The organism is Mucilaginibacter achroorhodeus (assembly GCF_007846095.1).
Taxonomy (GTDB): domain Bacteria; phylum Bacteroidota; class Bacteroidia; order Sphingobacteriales; family Sphingobacteriaceae; genus Mucilaginibacter; species Mucilaginibacter achroorhodeus.
Genome location: NZ_VOEI01000007.1, coordinates 214,377 through 231,482 on the forward strand (window position 1 = coordinate 214,377; position 17,106 = coordinate 231,482).

Sequence of the window (17,106 nt, forward strand, 5' to 3'; positions counted from 1 at the left end):
GCTCTGGAAAATACATTTATATGAAATTCAGAAAATTACTCATCGTCTATCTATCTGTTCTGGTGGTTGTTGCAGGCTGTAGAAAAGACATTACACAACAACCAACCAACCCCGGAAATGGTACCGAAACACCGCAGCCTCCTAAACCATACAAAGTAACAGAAGATTTTGAGACCGGCTCTAAAACAGCCTATGCTGCAGCAGACGTACAGTTAACCACCGGCGCGTGGACTTTTAACGATGCTCTTTTGGGTACCCTTGCGGCTGATGCAAAGAACGGTTCAAAATCAGTAAGACTAAGAACCGGTGATATTACCATGAAATTTGATATAAGCAACTTACAGCAGATAAAAATAAGCCACGCTAAATATGGTACGGACGCAAATTCTACCTGGCAGCTAATGATCTCTGACGATGGGGGTGCTACATTTAAACAAGTGGGCTCAGACATATCGGAAACTAGCACAACTCTTGTGGCCGACTCATTTAAGGTAACCACTACCAAACCCGTCAGGTTCCGTATACAAAAAACAGGCACAACCCGCATCAATATAGATGATATCGTATTTACCGGCACCGGCGATTCTGGCATTATCATAGGCACTGACCCGGGCACAGGCGACGGAGATAATGGCGCAGGCACAGGTTCTGCAGCACCTGAACGCGGGGTAACCGCAGGCAGCGATGCACAGCCAGCATCCGGAGATAACAGCAACCTATTGTTTGGCAACCCTTCAAACGCGCAAACATCTGTAACTGTTGCTGATAATTACCTGATAGATCAGAGTTATTACGTAGAATCGTATAGCGCTATGCGTGGCACACCGAATTGGGTAAGCTGGCATATTGATGCAAATACCATCAATAACACCGCTCCGCGATCAGACAATTTTGCGGGTTTTATAGGTTTGCCATCAACGTTTTATCACGTTGAAAGTAATAGTTACCAAAGCTCTGGTTTCGACAGAGGGCATAATTGTCCGTCGGCAGATAGGACCAGCTCTGCTAATGCTAATGCTGCAACTTTCCTGATGACTAACATGATACCTCAGGCACCAAATAACAACCAGCAGACATGGGCCAATATGGAAAATTACCTGCGCGACCAGGTGAAGGCAGGTAATGAGGTGTACGTTATCATGGGCAGCTACGGCATGGGCGGTACAGGTTCAAATGGAACATTCAATAAGATCAATGGTGATAAGATAACCGTACCAAGTAATGTTTGGAAGGTGGCGGTAATTATCCCAACAGGAGATAATGATGTTAATCGTGTTACTACCTCAACCCGTGTTATCGCCGTGAACACGCCAAACATTAATACCATCAACACCGACTGGAAGCAGTACCGTGTAAGCGTTAGGGCCATTGAGCAGGCAACCGGTTACAACCTGTTATCGGCACTGCCGCAAAGCGTGCAAGATGCTGTAGAAACTAAAACGGATAATTTATAGGCCTTTTATTCTTCATGTCATTTCGAACGAGGAACGAGGAGAAATCTTCTACGCGCGACTTACAAAGCAGAGGATTTCTCCTCGCTACCGCTCGTTCGAAATGACAATTTTTTAATAGTCGATTTGCATTAGCCCAAGGCCGGGCGCATAACTCAACTCCCATTTTCCCTGACTGAAAGCCGGGTTTTGATATGGATTATTGGAAACCAATAAGGGCCCGTCAAGATCGGCCCAGTCACATTGGGGGGCAAGGGCAGCAGCGGCAAGTGTGGCGCAACTGGTTTCGCTCATGCAACCTATCAATACCTTTAGGCCTAACTCGAGAGCTCTATCCAACATCCGTTTTGCCTCATGCATACCGGCTGATTTCATGAGCTTAATATTGATGCCATGATAAACACCGGCAGCCTTATCTACATCAGCAAACCGTTGCACCGCTTCATCGCCAATAATTGGTATGGGGCTATGCTCGGTGATCCAGGCATTGCCGTCAACATCGGTTTTTAACATGGGTTGCTCAATCAGTTTCACGCCCTGCTCCTGCAGCCAGTAAATAAAGTCGAGGCTTTGTTTGCGATCTGTCCAGCCCTGGTTGGCATCTACATACAGTGGCTTATCGGTTACCGAACGGATGGTTTGTATGAGGTCCTTGTCCGTATCACGCCCAAGCTTTACTTTGATCACTTTAGCCTCGGGAGCTTCGTGTATTTTTTGAATAATCACCTCTTTGGTATCAATACCAACGGTGTAACTCGTAACCGGCATCAAAGCGGGATCGCTTCCTAACAATTGCCAGCAGGGTACTCCTTTCAATTTACCTTCCAGATCATGCAAGGCAATATCTATGGCTGCCTTTACAGCCGGGTTACCGGGCGCAATGTTATCGAGGTACGCAATTATGGCATCAAAATCAAAGGGATATTTGAACAGGTTAACATCTACCTTATTTAAAAATTCTGCAGCGCTTTGGTGGCTCTCGCCCATATAGGGCACCATAGATGCTTCGCCATAGCCTGTATGCCCTTCGTGATTGATCTTTACCAGCATCAACGGCGTAGAATTGCGCGAGAATTTGGCAATGGTAAAAGTATGCTTCAGAAGAAGCTCGTATGGCTGGTAAGTAAGCTGCATGTCAAATATCAAAGCTAAAATTTTAATTTTCATATACTGCTTATCTTTGCGGCTATGTCGGCAAAAATTTACGCCCCGTTTGAGCGCTTCAACTTCAGCAATAAAAACTGTTTCCTTAGCGGGGAGGCACTAAAAAGCGAGGAAGAAAAGATCCAGGTTTTCCCGCAGTGGCTGATGAGCCAGTACGCTTTGGAAGACAAGCCGTTCAAAATGCTCGACGAGAACATTGCTACCTACAAAGATCTTAAGCTGCCTTGCTCGAGCCATATAAACGATGATTTTCTGGAGCCGCTTGAAGAAGAAATTGCCAATGTTTTTGAAAAGGGTTACGAAGGTGTAAAGGCCCTTGATGAACTGAAACTTTTCCAATGGGCTGGTAAGCTACTATATGGCATCATCTTTAACGAGATACAATCGGGCATCAGGCTAATGCACTCGCAAGGCGAGGAATTCAGCATGTCGCAATCTATTCTTTTAAAATTCAGCCAGTTGCATTTGATGCTGCAGAGCATTAACCTGCCTATCATTTTTGAAGACTTTAAACCCTTTAGCATCTTCCTGTTTAAGGTGAACAATAATCATGAAGAGTTTGGTTACCGGGATGAAATAAATACCCAAACATTCGCGCTCCGCATAAAAGATTTTGGGATGGTAATTTGCCTGCAGGACAATGCTTCAAATTATTACTATCACAAAAAGATATACGAACAGATCAAAGACGAGACGCTGCACCCTATCCAGTTTGAAGAATTTAGTGCCCGCGTTTTTTACTCTAACTACCTTTTCAACCGCTTGCCCGAATACAACATTTTGCCGGTCAATGATGAGATCTATATAGAGGAAATGCCCTTACGTGGCTTAAGCAGCAAGCCGCTTTTTGACGAATGGCAAAATAAAACCTACGGCCAGGTATTGGAAAATTTCTGGAAGAACTGGGGCTTTTTGTTACTGGAGATCATCAAAGATCCTGAGCATCCGGTGAGCTACCTGTTTGATAAAGATGGCAACAAAATAGCTGCTGATAGTATTTCACTTAGCCTCTAAAATTTCCTGAAAAATTCATTAAGCACATTGTGGTTGAGTATAACGGTAATGATGATGCCACTTATAGCACCAAAAAAGTGTGCATCGTGGTTAATGTTATCCCGCGCGTGCTTTGATGCAAAGTGGCAGTATACCAGGTAGAGAATACCAAATATCCAAGCCGGTATAGCTATGGGTATAAACAGTATGCTCATACCTGCTGTTGGCTGAAATAGTATAAAGCTAAATATCACCGCACTGATAGCGCCTGATGCGCCCAAACTATTGTACCAAATATCGTTCTTATGCTTACGAATAGTTGGCAGATCGCTCAATATTAAACTTACTATGTACAGCGCCCCAAACTGCCAATGCCCCAGGTAAACCTCTAACTGAAAGGCAAAGAAATAGTACGACAGCATGTTAAAGAACAGGTGGTTCCAATCCTTATGGATAAGGCCGCTGGTTAAAACGGTGTATACCTTATGGCCTCTTGATACATTGTATGGGTTAAGGATAAAGTTGCCGTAAATGTTATGGTTTGAAAATGCCCATAACGATGTCGCCAGCGTGAGAACAAATATGATAGACGCTACCGGGGCGTACTGTAAGTATTCAATCATCTAAGGTCGAGTTTGGTAGTTTGTAAAAGCCTGCCTACAGGGTAGCGCAGGTATGTTTTTTCAAAGTAAGGCGAATTTCGGTAAACCCAGTTAAGCTGGGCGGCTGCACTACCTGCAAGTTTAGGGTCGGCAGCTTTGGCGTCGTCAAGTTTCTTTCTCAAAGCAGGGTCTTCCTTCAGCATTTTGGCGGCTACATCCTCAAAAACGTAGTCAGAAAAATATTCTTTTTGCCCCAGCATGCTATCAAAAAAATTCCATGCAAAAAAAGAGTCCACACCCTGCGGTTCCAGCGTTTCTACAATATAACGGTTAATGGGCTGGTTTACATAAACCACATAGTCGCCTTCATAAAACCTTACTTTAGCATCAACAGGGTTTAGCTTTACATTGCTGTGCAGGTAATGTCCTTCGTAGGGCCGGTTGCCGGTCTTATAATCGGCAATATAATACATCTGCAAATCAAGCGTGGTATCATGTGCCAGTCTGCTCATGGCTACTTTATTTAATTTAAACAGATCAATAACCTTAGCCCAGGCCTGTGGTATAATATAGGCAACGGGCTTATCGACAGTGGCTGTAATTTTATAAGTGTTGTAAAACTTTACTGTTTTAGTGTAAGGCTTGTTGCGGTCATAATAAAGGCGTTTTAAGCCACTTACATCACTTGTTTTATATTCTGCAGCATAGCCCTTAAAAGTGATAGTATCTATCTTGCTTTCATCAACCTGCCAGTTCAGTCCGAAAGTTTTTTGCTGTGCAACTTCGGCATCTACTTTTTTCTTCATTTCGCCAAGCAGTTTAGCATCGCGCTGACAAATACCAATGAGGTTTTGCATAAAGGCATAAGTTGCCCATACGCGCTTATCGAAGGGCTTAAGCATGTGCGTTTCGGTCATGTAGCTGATGATATTGTGCTGCGCAGCATAGCCTGTTGAAAAGCGGGGCGTTTCCATAAAGCTTACAATGCCACTATCAGGAAGGCCCTGCTCGCCGGCACCATAAGGTATCATCTCAAAACCGCTTTTTTTCATACCCTTGTAAAGGTCGGGCGTTAGTGTCTTATCTGTGTAAGCCGCAAGAGTTGGGTTTTGTTTATCCTTTTGCGTTTCAATAAGCGTCATCACGTACTGGTAATCTGCACCATCGCTGGTGTGGTTATCCAGGAAAACTTCGGGCTGCCAGGTGTTAAGTATCTGTGCAAACGCCAATGCATTACGACTGTCGGCCTTTATAAAATCACGGTTAAGGTCAAGGTTACGGTAGTTCCCTCTAAACCCGTAAGAACGTGGGCCGTTCTGGTTAACACGTGAAACTCCGCGGTTCATGCTGCCATCAATATTATATAGGGCAATAACGCACAACACTACATCTTTTGGAAGCTGGTTCTTCTTTAGCAGGTCGCGCACCAGCATCATGCTTGCATCAATACCCTCCGGCTCGCCGGGATGGATACCGTTATTGATGAGTAACACCCGCTTATTTTGTTTTTTTATCTGAGCAGGATCAAAAACCTTGTCTTTTGAAAGTACAACCAGCGTAAGCGGCTTGCCAATGTCTGTACTGCCATAATTAAACAAGCGCATTTGCGGTTGCTGTTTGGCCAAAGCTTGGTAGTAGGTAATTACCTGCTGATATGTTGCTGTGTAATTTTTGTCTTTACTTTGTTCAAAAGGTGTAAGTTGTGCATCAGCTATCGCGGTAAATAATAACGGAAAGATCAGCAGGATTAATTTCTTCATAGGTTATTATTTGCCTGCAATCTCCTCGCGCAGTTTCTTTGGTAAACCAGCCAATACTAAATTATAAGAGTGGTCTATCATTTCCTTTAATTGCTTGGCAGTAAGGGAACCATCAGTGAGCACGGTGTTCCAGTGTTTTTTATTCATGTGATAGCCGGGCTGCACTTCATTAAATTGTTCACGTAGCTCAATGGCGCGCTCCGGGTCGCATTTTACATTAAAGCTGTTATCACCAAGGCCGGTAAGTAAAAATACTTTTTCACCAACTTTGAACACCAGCGTTTCCTCGCCAAACGGGAAGCCTTCTGTAACACCGTGTTTGGACAGGCAGTAATCGCGGATATCCTCAATGTTCATATCAGTAGCCTTTGATCTCCTTATCGTAGCTTCTTTCGCCGGCGAAGTTAACCTTTATGCCAACAGTGATCTGACGGTATTGATCCAGCGCGTTATTTTTGAACTTTGTTGAAGGGTCATTGTAACCATCTAATCCCTCACCAAAAGTAAGATTATGCTGGTAACCAATATCTAAACGTATGTTAGGCTGGTCGTACCCGTTGTATATCTTAAACTCATAACCAAAACGTAGCGGCACCATAAAATTTAGTCCACTATCCTTGCCCTCAAAACCATGTTTCTCGCCAATTGCACCATTTTCTATAAACAAATTCTCGCGCTGTATATCAGCCATGTTATTGTAAATCCCTCCCAGGCCGGCACCTGCATAAAAGTTTTTCACGAGATTTAAGAACGTGTTACCCTGATAGTTGATCACCTCACCAAGTTGTACATCCATGTGCAGCAACAGGGCTTTATAATCGTTTTTGTAGGTACGGCCGTAAGCATCAAGCTCGCGGGTGCGTCCACCGCCTGATAGGGTGCCAAACTGAAACTCAAGGCCAATTGGCACATATGGTGTAAAAAAATAGTTCCCTGTTACGGCGTATGACATATTATCATCAACCCTTTTGGTATCCGCGTATGGCCTGTTGCGGCTTATACTTACACCGATACCAAATGCTGCGTAATTTAAACTGCTTTGAGCTTTTGCCTCCGACAAAAAAAACAGTGTTACAAGAATTAAAAGATACTTTTTCAATGAATTTGTATGTTTGATTATAGGGGTCGCCCGGCCGGCAAAGCTAGCTTAAGGCCAAACAAAAAATAATTTTACTAATATAGGTTTTATATGGATTTAAACGCATCGCTTGGTTTTACAGTTACAGAAAGGTTTCTGGATTATGTTAAGATCGACACGCAATCAGACCCTAATTCGAACTCTACGCCATCAACCGAAAAGCAGAAGGACCTTGGCCGTGTACTGGTTAAAGAACTACTTGATATGGGTGTAAACGATGCCCATCTTGATGAATATGGCTATGTTTATGCAACCATCCCAGCAAATACAGATAAAGCCGGTGTGCCCGTGATATGCTTCTGCTCCCACATGGATACCGCACCTGATTGCAGCGGTACAGGTGTTAAACCTATCGTACATAGCAATTACCAGGGAGAAGATATTATTTTGCCAGACGATAAAATCCAAGTGCTTAAAATGAGTGAACACCCTGATTTGAAAAACCAGATCGGGAACGATATTATTACTGCCTCGGGCACTACACTTTTAGGCGCAGATAATAAGGCTGGTGTAGCCGAGATCATGGATGCCTGCTACCAGCTGGTTAATCACCCAGAGATAAAACACGGCACGATAAAAATTTTGTTTACACCTGATGAAGAGATAGGCCGCGGGGTTGATAAGGCCGACATAGCCAAGATTGGTGCTTTTGCCTGCTACACTATGGACGGAGAAAGCGCAGGCAACATGGAGAACGAGACGTTTAGCGCTGACGGCGCACGTTTGACCATCAACGGTGTAAGCAGCCATCCCGGCTTTGCCAAAGGCAAAATGGAGAGCGCCATTAAGATTGCGGGGCAGATCATAGCAGCGTTGCCTGATGATCTTTCGCCGGAGCATACCGAAGAGATGCAAGGCTTCATTCATCCGGTTGATTTTGGTGGCCATGTAGAAACAGCAACCATCGACTTTATCATTCGCGATTTTGAGGATGCCAACCTGCCTAAGCACGCTGATGTGATACGTAAGGTGGCTGACGAGGTACTAAAGCGTTTTCCAAACTCCACCTACACATTGGAAACTTATGAGCAGTACCGCAATATGAAGCATGTGTTGGCGCAAAACCCGCAAATTGTTGAGTACGGTATGGAAGCTATTCGCCGTGCCGGCTTGGAAGCCAAGCTCTGCAGCATCCGCGGTGGCACCGATGGCTCGAGGCTATCATTTATGGGTTTGCCAAGCCCCAATATTTTTGCAGGTGAGCATGCTTTTCATAGCAAGCAAGAATGGGTATCTGTACAGGATATGCAAAAGGCTGTAGAGACGATTTTGCATTTGTGTGCAGTGTGGGAGGAGAACAGCGCCTCCCAGCCTCCTGAGGGGGAAAGCAGAATAATACCTTTCAAAAAACAAAAAGCCGATTGAAACTTAATCAATCGGCTTTTTTGTATCGGACTTTTAAACTCCTACTCCCACTTTAGGGGGCTGGGGCTTATCTTAATACAGCAAATTATCATACGGATATCTCTCCGTGTGCACTTGCTTTACGTAATCATAAAGCAGGTTGCGGAACTCCTCTACATTTTCTTTCTGCGTTGCAGAGATGAAAATAGCCGGGCTATTGTTCTTGGCCATCCAACTGTGGCGGAAATCGTCAAGCGTTATCGGCTCCTGTTCCGTGTTGATGTTATGGTCTTCGGGTTTAAAAGCATCTATCTTGTTGAAAACCGTTATCATGGTTTTATCGATAGCGCCAAGATCCTTCAGCGTTTCGTTTACCGTATGGATCTGATCTTCAAAGTTTGGATGTGAAACATCCACCACATGGATCAGGATATCAGCTTCGCGAACCTCATCCAAAGTAGATTTAAAGCACTCTACCAAATGGTGAGGTAGCTTGCGGATAAACCCAACCGTGTCTGACAGCAGGAACGGCACATTCTCGATCACCACTTTCCTAACCGTAGTATCCAGCGTTGCGAACAACTTGTTCTCGGCAAATACCTCAGATTTCGACAGCATGTTCATGATGGTTGATTTACCAACGTTGGTATAACCCACCAAAGCCACACGTATCAATTGCTGGCGATTTTTGCGCTGTGTCTCGTTTTGCCTGTCAATCAGCTTTAAACGTTCTTTAAGCAACGATATCTTGTTCAGGATCAAACGCCTGTCCGTCTCTATCTGCGACTCGCCCGGACCACGCATACCAATACCACCTTTCTGGCGCTCTAAGTGGGTCCAGAGGCGGGTAAGGCGTGGCAGCAGGTACTGCAATTGGGCCAGTTCTACCTGGGTTTTAGCCTGCGCGGTTTGGGCCCTGCCGGCAAAAATATCCAATATGAGATTGCTTCTGTCCAGTATCTTTACCTGCAGCTCGTTCTCAATGTTACGCAGTTGTGATGGCGACAGTTCGTCGTCAAAAACAACCATATCTATCTCTTCCGACTTTACATAGTCGCGTATCTCTTCCAGCTTTCCGGTACCTACAAAAGTTGCACGCTCCGGGCGCTGCAGTTTTTGGGTGAAAGCCTTTTCGGTTTTACCACCGGCAGTCATCACCAAAAACTCTAATTCCTCTAAATATTCTTTCTCCTGGGCCTCGGTCTCGTTGGGTGTTATCACACCTACTAACACAGCCCTTTCCTGCTTCACAGCAGTATCATAAAATTTTTGTCTCATTCAGTAAACTGATTATAGCCTCGCCCCAACCCCTCTCCAAAGGAGAGGGGCTTTTGAATTATTCTTATCCAAATTCTATCCCTTTTAGGGATATTTAAGAAAAGAGTCGGAATTAAACCACAAAGGTAAGCATTATGCTACCTCATTAATAAACACATGGATGTGGTTATGTTTTACATAGCAATTGGTATAAATAGTTAATAATGCCTTTTGGCGATGTAGATAATATAAAATGATCACTCAATTTGGTGACGGTTGCCTATCGGCTGAAACAACAGATTGTTGTATGATGATGAAGTATTACATGCAGATAAAAATACAGTGCAAATATAAAAGTAAAAGGCCTGAATTACAAGCCCTTTACAAATTCGCGTATAGCAGCACCCGGATCAACCTGGCGCATAAAGTTCTCGCCGATTAAAAATCCACGAAAACCAACCTCCTTTAGTTCTTTAATAACCTTGGTATTGCTGATGGCACTTTCTGAGATCTTGATGAACTCATCAGGAATGTGCTCCGCCAGTTCAAATGAGTTTTCTACCGATACCGTAAAATCGGCCAGGTTACGGTTGTTTACACCGATAGCATCCAGGTTGAGGTCGATACTGCGCTCCAGTTCTTCCAGATTATGAACTTCCAACAGTACGCTTAAGCCATGGCTTTTAGCGGCGGCCGCCAAATGTTTGATCTCAGCTGGAGTAAGAATAGCGGCTATCAGCAGGATCACATCTGCACCGATAGCTTTTGCCTCCAATACCTGGTACTCATCTATCATGAAATCCTTACGCAGGATGGGGATATTGTTTACTTTGCGGGCCGTTGTTACATCTGTTTGTGCACCGCCAAAAAATTGCTCGTCGGTAAGTACAGATAAAGCTGATGCCCCAGCCTCAGCATAAGCCTGCGTTACATCTTCAACTAACACCTTGTCGTTGATGATTCCCTTTGATGGTGACCGGCGCTTAAACTCGGCAATAATGCCGGTCCTGTCCGGTGCCAGCAGGAAATCTTTGAAAGAGTGCGTCGTCCTGTCAAAATATGCAGAAGCTTCCAGATCAGTAATGCTTACCAGTTGCTTTGCTGCAGCTACTTCTTTCTTTTTTTGCGCTACAATTTTATCGAGTATGGTCATTTGTTCTTTTGATTGCTTGTCATACTGAGCGTGGCGAATTATCTGTTCGTCGGTAGATTCTTCACTATCGTTCAGAATGACAAAAATGCTTTTAATAATCTCAGTTATGCGTTCAACCAGTTCTGCATCATTTCTTTCCCATATTCTGTTAACACAGATTCCGGGTGAAACTGTACACCACGCACATTATATTTTTTGTGGCGTAACGCCATTACCGACCCATCATGCTCATCAATAGCGGTAATTTCCAAGACCTCAGGCAATTCTTTTTCAACCACCCACGAATGGTAACGCCCAACCTTAAAACTCTCCGGTAACGATTTAAACAGCGGTTCTGAGTCATCGGTCACTTTAATAGGTGTTGCGATGCCATGCATGGGCTGCGGCAGATTATAAAGCTTGCCGCCGAACACTTCTGCAATAGCCTGCTGGCCTAAACATACGCCAAACATGCTTTTCGTTGGCGCGTATCTTTCTATCACCTGCAACAATAAACCCGCCTCTGACGGTATGCCCGGCCCCGGCGACAGGATGATATGGCTAAATTGGTCCACATCTTCCAGCTTAAACTGGTCGTTCCTCCAAACCTCGCACTGCAGACCAAGTTCGTTCACCAGGTGCACCAGGTTATAGGTGAAAGAATCGTAATTGTCTATGATTAAAATATTTTTCATTTTTTACACACCCCTAACCCCTCTCAATAGGGGAATTAAATTCGTTTGTACTAATCTCTGCTCTCTGATCACTAATCAACCCGCGAAGCGGCTTACAATTCCTGCGCCAGGTCTATCGCCCTGCGCAATGCTGCAATTTTGTTATCTACTTCTTTTAATTCACTTTCGGGTACCGAGCCGGCTACAATACCCGCACCAGCCTGGTAATGCAGTGTGTTATTTTTGCTCAGGAATGAGCGGATCATGATGGCGTGATTGAAATCGCCGTTGAAACCCATAAAACCTATGGCGCCGCTGTAGAAACTACGTTTGGTTTTCTCGTTCTCGTCAATGATCTCCATAGCGCGGTATTTCGGAGCACCACTTAGCGTACCCGCCGGGAAAGTATCTGCCACAATTTTAAATGATGATACACCTGGTTTAAGTTTACCGCTTACGTGCGACACCAGGTGGATCAAATGCGAGTAATACTGCACTTCTTTAAATGCTTTTACACTTACATCCTCACAATGGCGGCTCAGGTCATTGCGGGCGAGGTCAACCAGCATTACGTGCTCTGCAGATTCTTTAGGGTCGTTTTCCAGCGCGCGGGCTATTTCTGCATCTTTCTCATCGTCGCCGCTGCGTTTAAAGGTGCCGGCTATCGGGAAAATACTGGCCACGTTGTTTTTGATGGTGATCTGCGCCTCTGGTGATGAACCAAAAATCCTGAAATCGCCAAAATCAAAATAGAAAAGGTAAGGCGACGGGTTGATAGACCTGAGCGCACGGTAAACGTTGAACTCATCTCCCTGAAACTGTTTGGAGAATGCCCTTGATGGCACTATCTGGAAAACATCACCACGGTAAATGTGCTGTTTCATCTTCTCCACAGTAGCAATAAACTCTTCTCCGGTAAGGTTCGATCGTTCTTCAGCCGCACTGCTAAAAGCATATTCAGGGAAGTTCTTGTTCTTGATCAGATCGGCCAGGCGGTCTAAGCCGTTGCTTTTCTCCTGACCCTCTACCTGGTTATGAAAAATATAAAGCTCGTTTTTAAAATGATCTATGGCTATGATGTAACTGTAAATGTGATACTGCATTACCGGTATCTTGCGGTCGGTATCGCTATGCTCTTTAAGCTTTAGCGTTTCAAAATGCTCAACTGCCTCATGGGTAAAGTAGCCGAACAGGCCATTACTCAAGATCTTTGAATTATTTGCCTCAACCTCAAAGCGGTTGATATAGCTATTTATCTCATCAACCAATTCAAATTCTCCGGCTTTGCTTACTTCTTCGCTGCCGTCGGGGAACTTTCTTTTAAGCTCGCCATCATTAAGTACTATGCCACTAAAAGGCTGGCAGCAAACAAAGCTTAAGCTGTTTTCGCGACTGTGATAATCAGAGCTCTCCAACAGCAAAGAATTAGGAAACACATCCCTTAAGCGCAAATAAATACTCACCGGCGTGGTAGTGTCTGCCAGCAGCTTTTTATAGGTAGTTGTTATTTTATATTTTTTCATTTTGTTGTCTCAAAGCGTATTAAACAAAAAAACCCGGCGAATTGAGCGTTCGCCGGGTTTCAAAATAGGTTTACATTTGATTAGTGCTGCAAATTCACGAAACTATCCGGCTGTCTTACTTTTGTAAGGTGCCACCAATTGTTATGGTTGATAGTTTTGTTCATCGCGGTAGCAAAAATATAAAGAAATTTGAATTAACAAATTTTTTGTCGACTTTTTTAGTGGGACATTCCGAAAAAAGGTCGGTGGCTCTGTATAATAGCTACCACAACGGTAACCAATGCCAGTAAATAAAACAAAGCAATTACGCGGTGTTTCTCGCTCGGGAGGCTGGCTTTCTTTGATTTGGAATGACCTATGGTGATCAATACTATCGCAAAGATCATCATAGCAAGGTGCTCAACTGTCCAGTAACGCGCGTTAGGGTCTCTCATTACACCACCCTCAAACTTTACAAACGGGCTTAAAAAATACAGAACCAGGCCTATCAGCAATTGTGTGTGTGCCGAGATCATGGCAAATAAGTTAAGCTTGCGGTTACCATTGGTATAAGGTTTTTTGCCTAAAAGACTGGCGAAAGCGACGAGTATTGCCAGCAATACCAACACCATTACAATGTACCTGAAACCCGAGTGAAATTCGAGGAAGAATTTATATGCGTTCATGAGCGTTTGTTTTTTTGGTTCGAATATAAGGATTTTTGCCTCACCCTGCCCTCTCCAAAGGAGAGGGATCTAAAAATCCCTTTTTATAAATAATGTCATTGCGAGCGATAGCGTGGCAATCTCGTCGCATGCAGAAAATCTCGAGGAGATTGCCGCGTCTCCCGATATGCATCGGGATCCTCGCAATGACATGGTATTAATGTTACCTCGCAAAACTAAACTTTCCCATCAATACCGCAGGATTAGCCCCTATCTGCATTGGCTCACCATAAATTGCCTCATTACCCAGTGCAGCAAACAGAATAGCCTCTTTAGCGTCCGGATCAATACCAATATCGGATGTATTTCCAATTGAAACTTTTTGCAATGCCTTCTTAATCATCTCCATTACAAAGGGATTGCGCGCGCCGCCACCGCTGGCGAAGATCTTTAGTCCATCCACCGGGAAATTGCCGGCGATAAATCTTACTATGGTAGTGGCTGTAAAGGCACTAAGTGTGGCAACCAGGTCTGCTTTCGCGATGTTGAGATCGCGGGTTGCCTGCTGGGCGTTGGCTACATATTCCAGGTTAAATAACTCCGGGCCAGTGGTTTTGGGTAGCTGTTCATTAAAGAAAGGATGATGCAGCAATGCCTCAAGCAGGGCATCATTCACGGTGCCCGAGTAGGCTATCTTTGCGTTAGCATCATAAGGCTTATCAAAATACTCGCGACAGGCGGCATCAATAAGTGTATTGCCCGGACCAATATCGGTCGACATCACTTTCGACAGGTTATCGTCTCCCGGCAAATAGGTAAGGTTAGCTATGCCCCCGATGTTAAGTAAAATACGATGTTCTCCGGGTTTACTGCCTAAAATCACATCGCCATATAAAGCCAGTGGCGCGCCTTCGCCGCCTGCGGCAATGTGTTTCTGGCGGAAATCGCTGATTGTTAAAATGCCTGTCTTTACGGCGATATGGTCACCATCGCCAATTTGCAGGGTAGCGTTGTTGTAACCTGCCTGCCCGTGCTGGTGCTTGGGCGCATGGTAAATAGTTTGCCCGTGACTGGCGATAAAATCAACCTGCGATGGTTGGATATTCCAATCAGCCAGGGCTTGTAAAATCAATTCCGCATGGTAAGTGCCTATATAAGCATTTAATAAAGTAACCTGCTGCAGATCAGCCTGGCGTTTGGCAAATACCTGTTTTACTTCATCTTTAAATTTATCCTGGTAAGGAATAGTTGTAAAATTGATGAGCTTAAAGCTCGTCTTCATGCCGCTGCCGGTAAAACTGCACAAGGCGATATCCAAACCATCTAACGATGTGCCCGACATGAGGCCGATACACAAACGTTCAGGTTTTTGGGTGATAGCGAAAAGCTTTTGCAGGTTTTGATTCATGGCCTACTTTGCAGCCGCTAAAGTTGCTTTAACCGTTCCGCATTCCAGCATGTCATTGCCATAGTATGGGTTACGGATGTCTTTGCTTTCACTTAGCCATGCAGCCTTTTTCATAGGGCAGTATTGTTGGTATAATGTTGTACCGTTCAGCTTTAAAGCTGATAGCATGCTGTACATGTTATTAGACAGGCTTTGAAAATGCTCGCGTTGGTGGTCTATTTTGGTAGTCTCGCTGATATGGCGACTATCGAATTTTAATTTATCCAGGTAAATATTAACTGTTTTTTGCTGCGCGGGTGTAAGGTCTTTGATAGACGAAAAAGCATCAAGCAATTCTTTTGATCGGGTTTTTGCCAGGGTAGCGTTGCTGCCAACCAGCGCGTTTTTAACACCAATGTATGCCGAGGCTATTTTATCAACCGATGCATTTTGGGCTTTTGATATGTAAACCGAAAGCATCAGAAATAAACTCAGGATTATCTTTTTCATACTGGGTAAACGTTTTTTTGATAAAGATAATATCAAAGGCCGGTAAAGCAAAAAAGCATCAGCCTGTTGACTGATGCTTTTCCTAATTTTTTTACTTCTGCCTGAACCAGACCTGTATAGGTGCTCCGTTAAACTCGAAATTCTCGCGGAGCTGATTTTCTATAAAACGATAGTACGGGTCTTTGATGTATTGCGGCAAATTACAGAAAAACGCAAACATTGGGGTTGAACCGGCGATCTGTGTGATGTATTTAATCTTCACGTATTTACCTTTTAATGACGGCGGCGGATATTTCTCAATGATCGGCAGCATCACCTCGTTCAGTTTCGAAGTTGGTATCTTGCGTGCACGGTTCTCGTAAACCTTGTTAGCAACATCAATCACCTTTAAAACACGTTGCTTCTCTAATACTGATGTAAATACGATAGGCACATCGGTGAACGGTGCTATCTTTTGGCGGATCTGATCTTCGAATACCTTAATGGTTTTGCTGTTCTTCTCAATCAGGTCCCACTTATTCACTACGATCACAACACCTTTTTTGTTCTTTTCGGCCAGGTGAAAGATGTTGATGTCCTGCGACTCGATACCTTCAACAGCATCAATCATCAGGATGATCACGTCTGCTTCTTCCAGTGCCTTAATGGTACGCATTACCGAGTAAAACTCTATATTCTCTTTTACCTTGGTTTTCTTACGCATCCCGGCAGTATCTATCAGCATAAAATCATGCCCGTACTGGTTGTAGTGGATATGTATTGAATCGCGTGTAGTGCCGGCAATTGGGGTAACAATGTTGCGGTCTTTACCTATCAACGCATTGATTATTGAAGATTTGCCCACGTTAGGCCTGCCTACAATGGCATATTTGGGGCGGGTATTCTCTTCCAGCGGAACATCCTCAAAATGTTTAACCACATCGTCAAGCAACTCGCCTGTACCTGAACCGGTCATGGACGATATGGTATATATTTCGCCCAGGCCGAGGCTGTAAAAATCGCTGGCATCAGCCACTTGCGAAGTATTGTCAACTTTATTCACTACTACAAACACAGGCTTGTTGCCCTTACGCAGCAGGGTGGCAATTTCATCGTCAAGGTCGGTAATTCCGGTAGTAACATCAACCACAAACAGGATAGCGGTAGCTTCCTCAATGGCAATGATCACCTGCTCACGGATGGCGGCTTCAAAAACATCTGCTGAGTTGGCCACGTAGCCGCCGGTGTCTACTACGGTAAACTGGTGGTTGGTCCACTCCGAGCTGCCGTAATGCCTATCGCGCGTAACGCCGCTAAAGTCATCAACAATAGCTTTACGGCTTTCGGTTAAACGGTTATATAATGTGCTTTTGCCAACGTTTGGGCGGCCTACTATAGCTACTATGTTACTCATGCTATTTGAGAGTCAAGGGTCAGGATGTCAGGAGACACGACTGTAAAGCCTTTCTCCGGCCCATGACCCGGTGTATTACAAATTTAAAAGTTCTGTCTTGAATCTTGATGTCTTATATCCCGATTCTCTATTGA

Annotated in this window: 16 protein-coding genes; 3 read left to right on the top strand and 13 right to left on the bottom strand. The window is 44.3% G+C overall.

Annotation, left to right across the window (positions count from 1 at the left end; genetic code table 11):
• Nucleotides 1–20 precede the first annotated feature (20 nt).
• A complete protein-coding gene (locus tag FPZ42_RS17570) occupies nucleotides 21–1,454 on the top strand; it encodes a DNA/RNA non-specific endonuclease (protein ID WP_146273167.1) in 1,434 nt (477 codons plus the stop codon).
• 111 nt (nucleotides 1,455–1,565) lie between these two features.
• On the opposite strand, the gene FPZ42_RS17575 is transcribed toward FPZ42_RS17570, so the two are convergent.
• Nucleotides 1,566–2,618 (bottom strand): dipeptide epimerase, encoded by a 1,053-nt coding sequence (locus FPZ42_RS17575; RefSeq protein ID WP_261382340.1) that lies wholly within the window; start codon nucleotides 2,616–2,618, stop codon nucleotides 1,566–1,568.
• A gap of 21 nt (nucleotides 2,619–2,639) precedes the next feature.
• Between FPZ42_RS17575 and FPZ42_RS17580 the strand changes: the two genes are divergently transcribed.
• Complete coding sequence (locus FPZ42_RS17580; RefSeq protein ID WP_146273168.1) at nucleotides 2,640–3,629, top strand: hypothetical protein; 990 nt, start codon at nucleotides 2,640–2,642, stop codon at nucleotides 3,627–3,629.
• On the opposite strand, the gene FPZ42_RS17585 is transcribed toward FPZ42_RS17580, so the two are convergent.
• From FPZ42_RS17585 to FPZ42_RS17600, 4 genes are read right to left on the bottom strand one after another with little or no spacing between them, the layout of a single operon-like run.
• The gene (locus FPZ42_RS17585) at nucleotides 3,626–4,231 is read right to left on the bottom strand and encodes a rhomboid family intramembrane serine protease (protein ID WP_146273169.1); all 606 of its coding nucleotides are present in this window, start codon (nucleotides 4,229–4,231) and stop codon (nucleotides 3,626–3,628) included. The two genes, FPZ42_RS17580 and FPZ42_RS17585, sit on opposite strands and share 4 nt — an antisense overlap.
• Nucleotides 4,228–5,970: a M14 family zinc carboxypeptidase gene (locus FPZ42_RS17590; RefSeq protein WP_146273170.1), complete on the bottom strand. Its 1,743-nt coding sequence runs from the start codon at nucleotides 5,968–5,970 to the stop codon at nucleotides 4,228–4,230. Before FPZ42_RS17590 ends, FPZ42_RS17585 begins: the two co-directional genes overlap by 4 nt.
• A gap of 6 nt (nucleotides 5,971–5,976) precedes the next feature.
• The gene (locus FPZ42_RS17595) at nucleotides 5,977–6,327 is read right to left on the bottom strand and encodes an MmcQ/YjbR family DNA-binding protein (protein ID WP_146273171.1); all 351 of its coding nucleotides are present in this window, start codon (nucleotides 6,325–6,327) and stop codon (nucleotides 5,977–5,979) included.
• A gap of 1 nt (nucleotide 6,328) precedes the next feature.
• The gene (locus tag FPZ42_RS17600; RefSeq protein ID WP_261382341.1) at nucleotides 6,329–7,069 is read right to left on the bottom strand and encodes a porin family protein; all 741 of its coding nucleotides are present in this window, start codon (nucleotides 7,067–7,069) and stop codon (nucleotides 6,329–6,331) included.
• 90 nt (nucleotides 7,070–7,159) lie between these two features.
• Between FPZ42_RS17600 and pepT the strand changes: the two genes are divergently transcribed.
• Nucleotides 7,160–8,473, top strand: coding sequence for a peptidase T (pepT, locus tag FPZ42_RS17605; RefSeq protein ID WP_146273173.1), 1,314 nt, complete (start codon nucleotides 7,160–7,162; stop codon nucleotides 8,471–8,473).
• A gap of 72 nt (nucleotides 8,474–8,545) precedes the next feature.
• On the opposite strand, the gene hflX is transcribed toward pepT, so the two are convergent.
• The 8 genes from hflX to der form a co-directional block, all read right to left on the bottom strand.
• Nucleotides 8,546–9,730: a GTPase HflX gene (hflX, locus tag FPZ42_RS17610; RefSeq protein ID WP_146273174.1), complete on the bottom strand. Its 1,185-nt coding sequence runs from the start codon at nucleotides 9,728–9,730 to the stop codon at nucleotides 8,546–8,548.
• Nucleotides 9,731–10,079: 349 nt separating this feature from the next.
• Nucleotides 10,080–10,862 (bottom strand): indole-3-glycerol phosphate synthase TrpC, encoded by a 783-nt coding sequence (gene trpC, locus FPZ42_RS17615; protein WP_146273175.1) that lies wholly within the window; start codon nucleotides 10,860–10,862, stop codon nucleotides 10,080–10,082.
• Nucleotides 10,863–10,966: 104 nt separating this feature from the next.
• Complete coding sequence (locus tag FPZ42_RS17620) at nucleotides 10,967–11,536, bottom strand: anthranilate synthase component II (RefSeq protein ID WP_146273176.1); 570 nt, start codon at nucleotides 11,534–11,536, stop codon at nucleotides 10,967–10,969.
• Nucleotides 11,537–11,628: 92 nt separating this feature from the next.
• On the bottom strand, nucleotides 11,629–13,038 hold the full coding sequence (locus FPZ42_RS17625) for an anthranilate synthase component I family protein (RefSeq protein ID WP_146273177.1): 1,410 nt from the start codon (nucleotides 13,036–13,038) through the stop codon (nucleotides 11,629–11,631).
• A gap of 218 nt (nucleotides 13,039–13,256) precedes the next feature.
• Nucleotides 13,257–13,703: a cytochrome B gene (locus FPZ42_RS17630; RefSeq protein ID WP_146273178.1), complete on the bottom strand. Its 447-nt coding sequence runs from the start codon at nucleotides 13,701–13,703 to the stop codon at nucleotides 13,257–13,259.
• A 202-nt stretch (nucleotides 13,704–13,905) separates the two neighbouring features.
• On the bottom strand, nucleotides 13,906–15,090 hold the full coding sequence (locus FPZ42_RS17635) for an anhydro-N-acetylmuramic acid kinase (RefSeq protein WP_146273179.1): 1,185 nt from the start codon (nucleotides 15,088–15,090) through the stop codon (nucleotides 13,906–13,908).
• Nucleotides 15,091–15,093: 3 nt separating this feature from the next.
• Complete coding sequence (locus FPZ42_RS17640; RefSeq protein WP_146273180.1) at nucleotides 15,094–15,579, bottom strand: DUF3347 domain-containing protein; 486 nt, start codon at nucleotides 15,577–15,579, stop codon at nucleotides 15,094–15,096.
• 91 nt (nucleotides 15,580–15,670) lie between these two features.
• On the bottom strand, nucleotides 15,671–16,972 hold the full coding sequence (gene der, locus FPZ42_RS17645) for a ribosome biogenesis GTPase Der (protein ID WP_146273181.1): 1,302 nt from the start codon (nucleotides 16,970–16,972) through the stop codon (nucleotides 15,671–15,673).
• Nucleotides 16,973–17,106 lie beyond the last annotated feature (134 nt).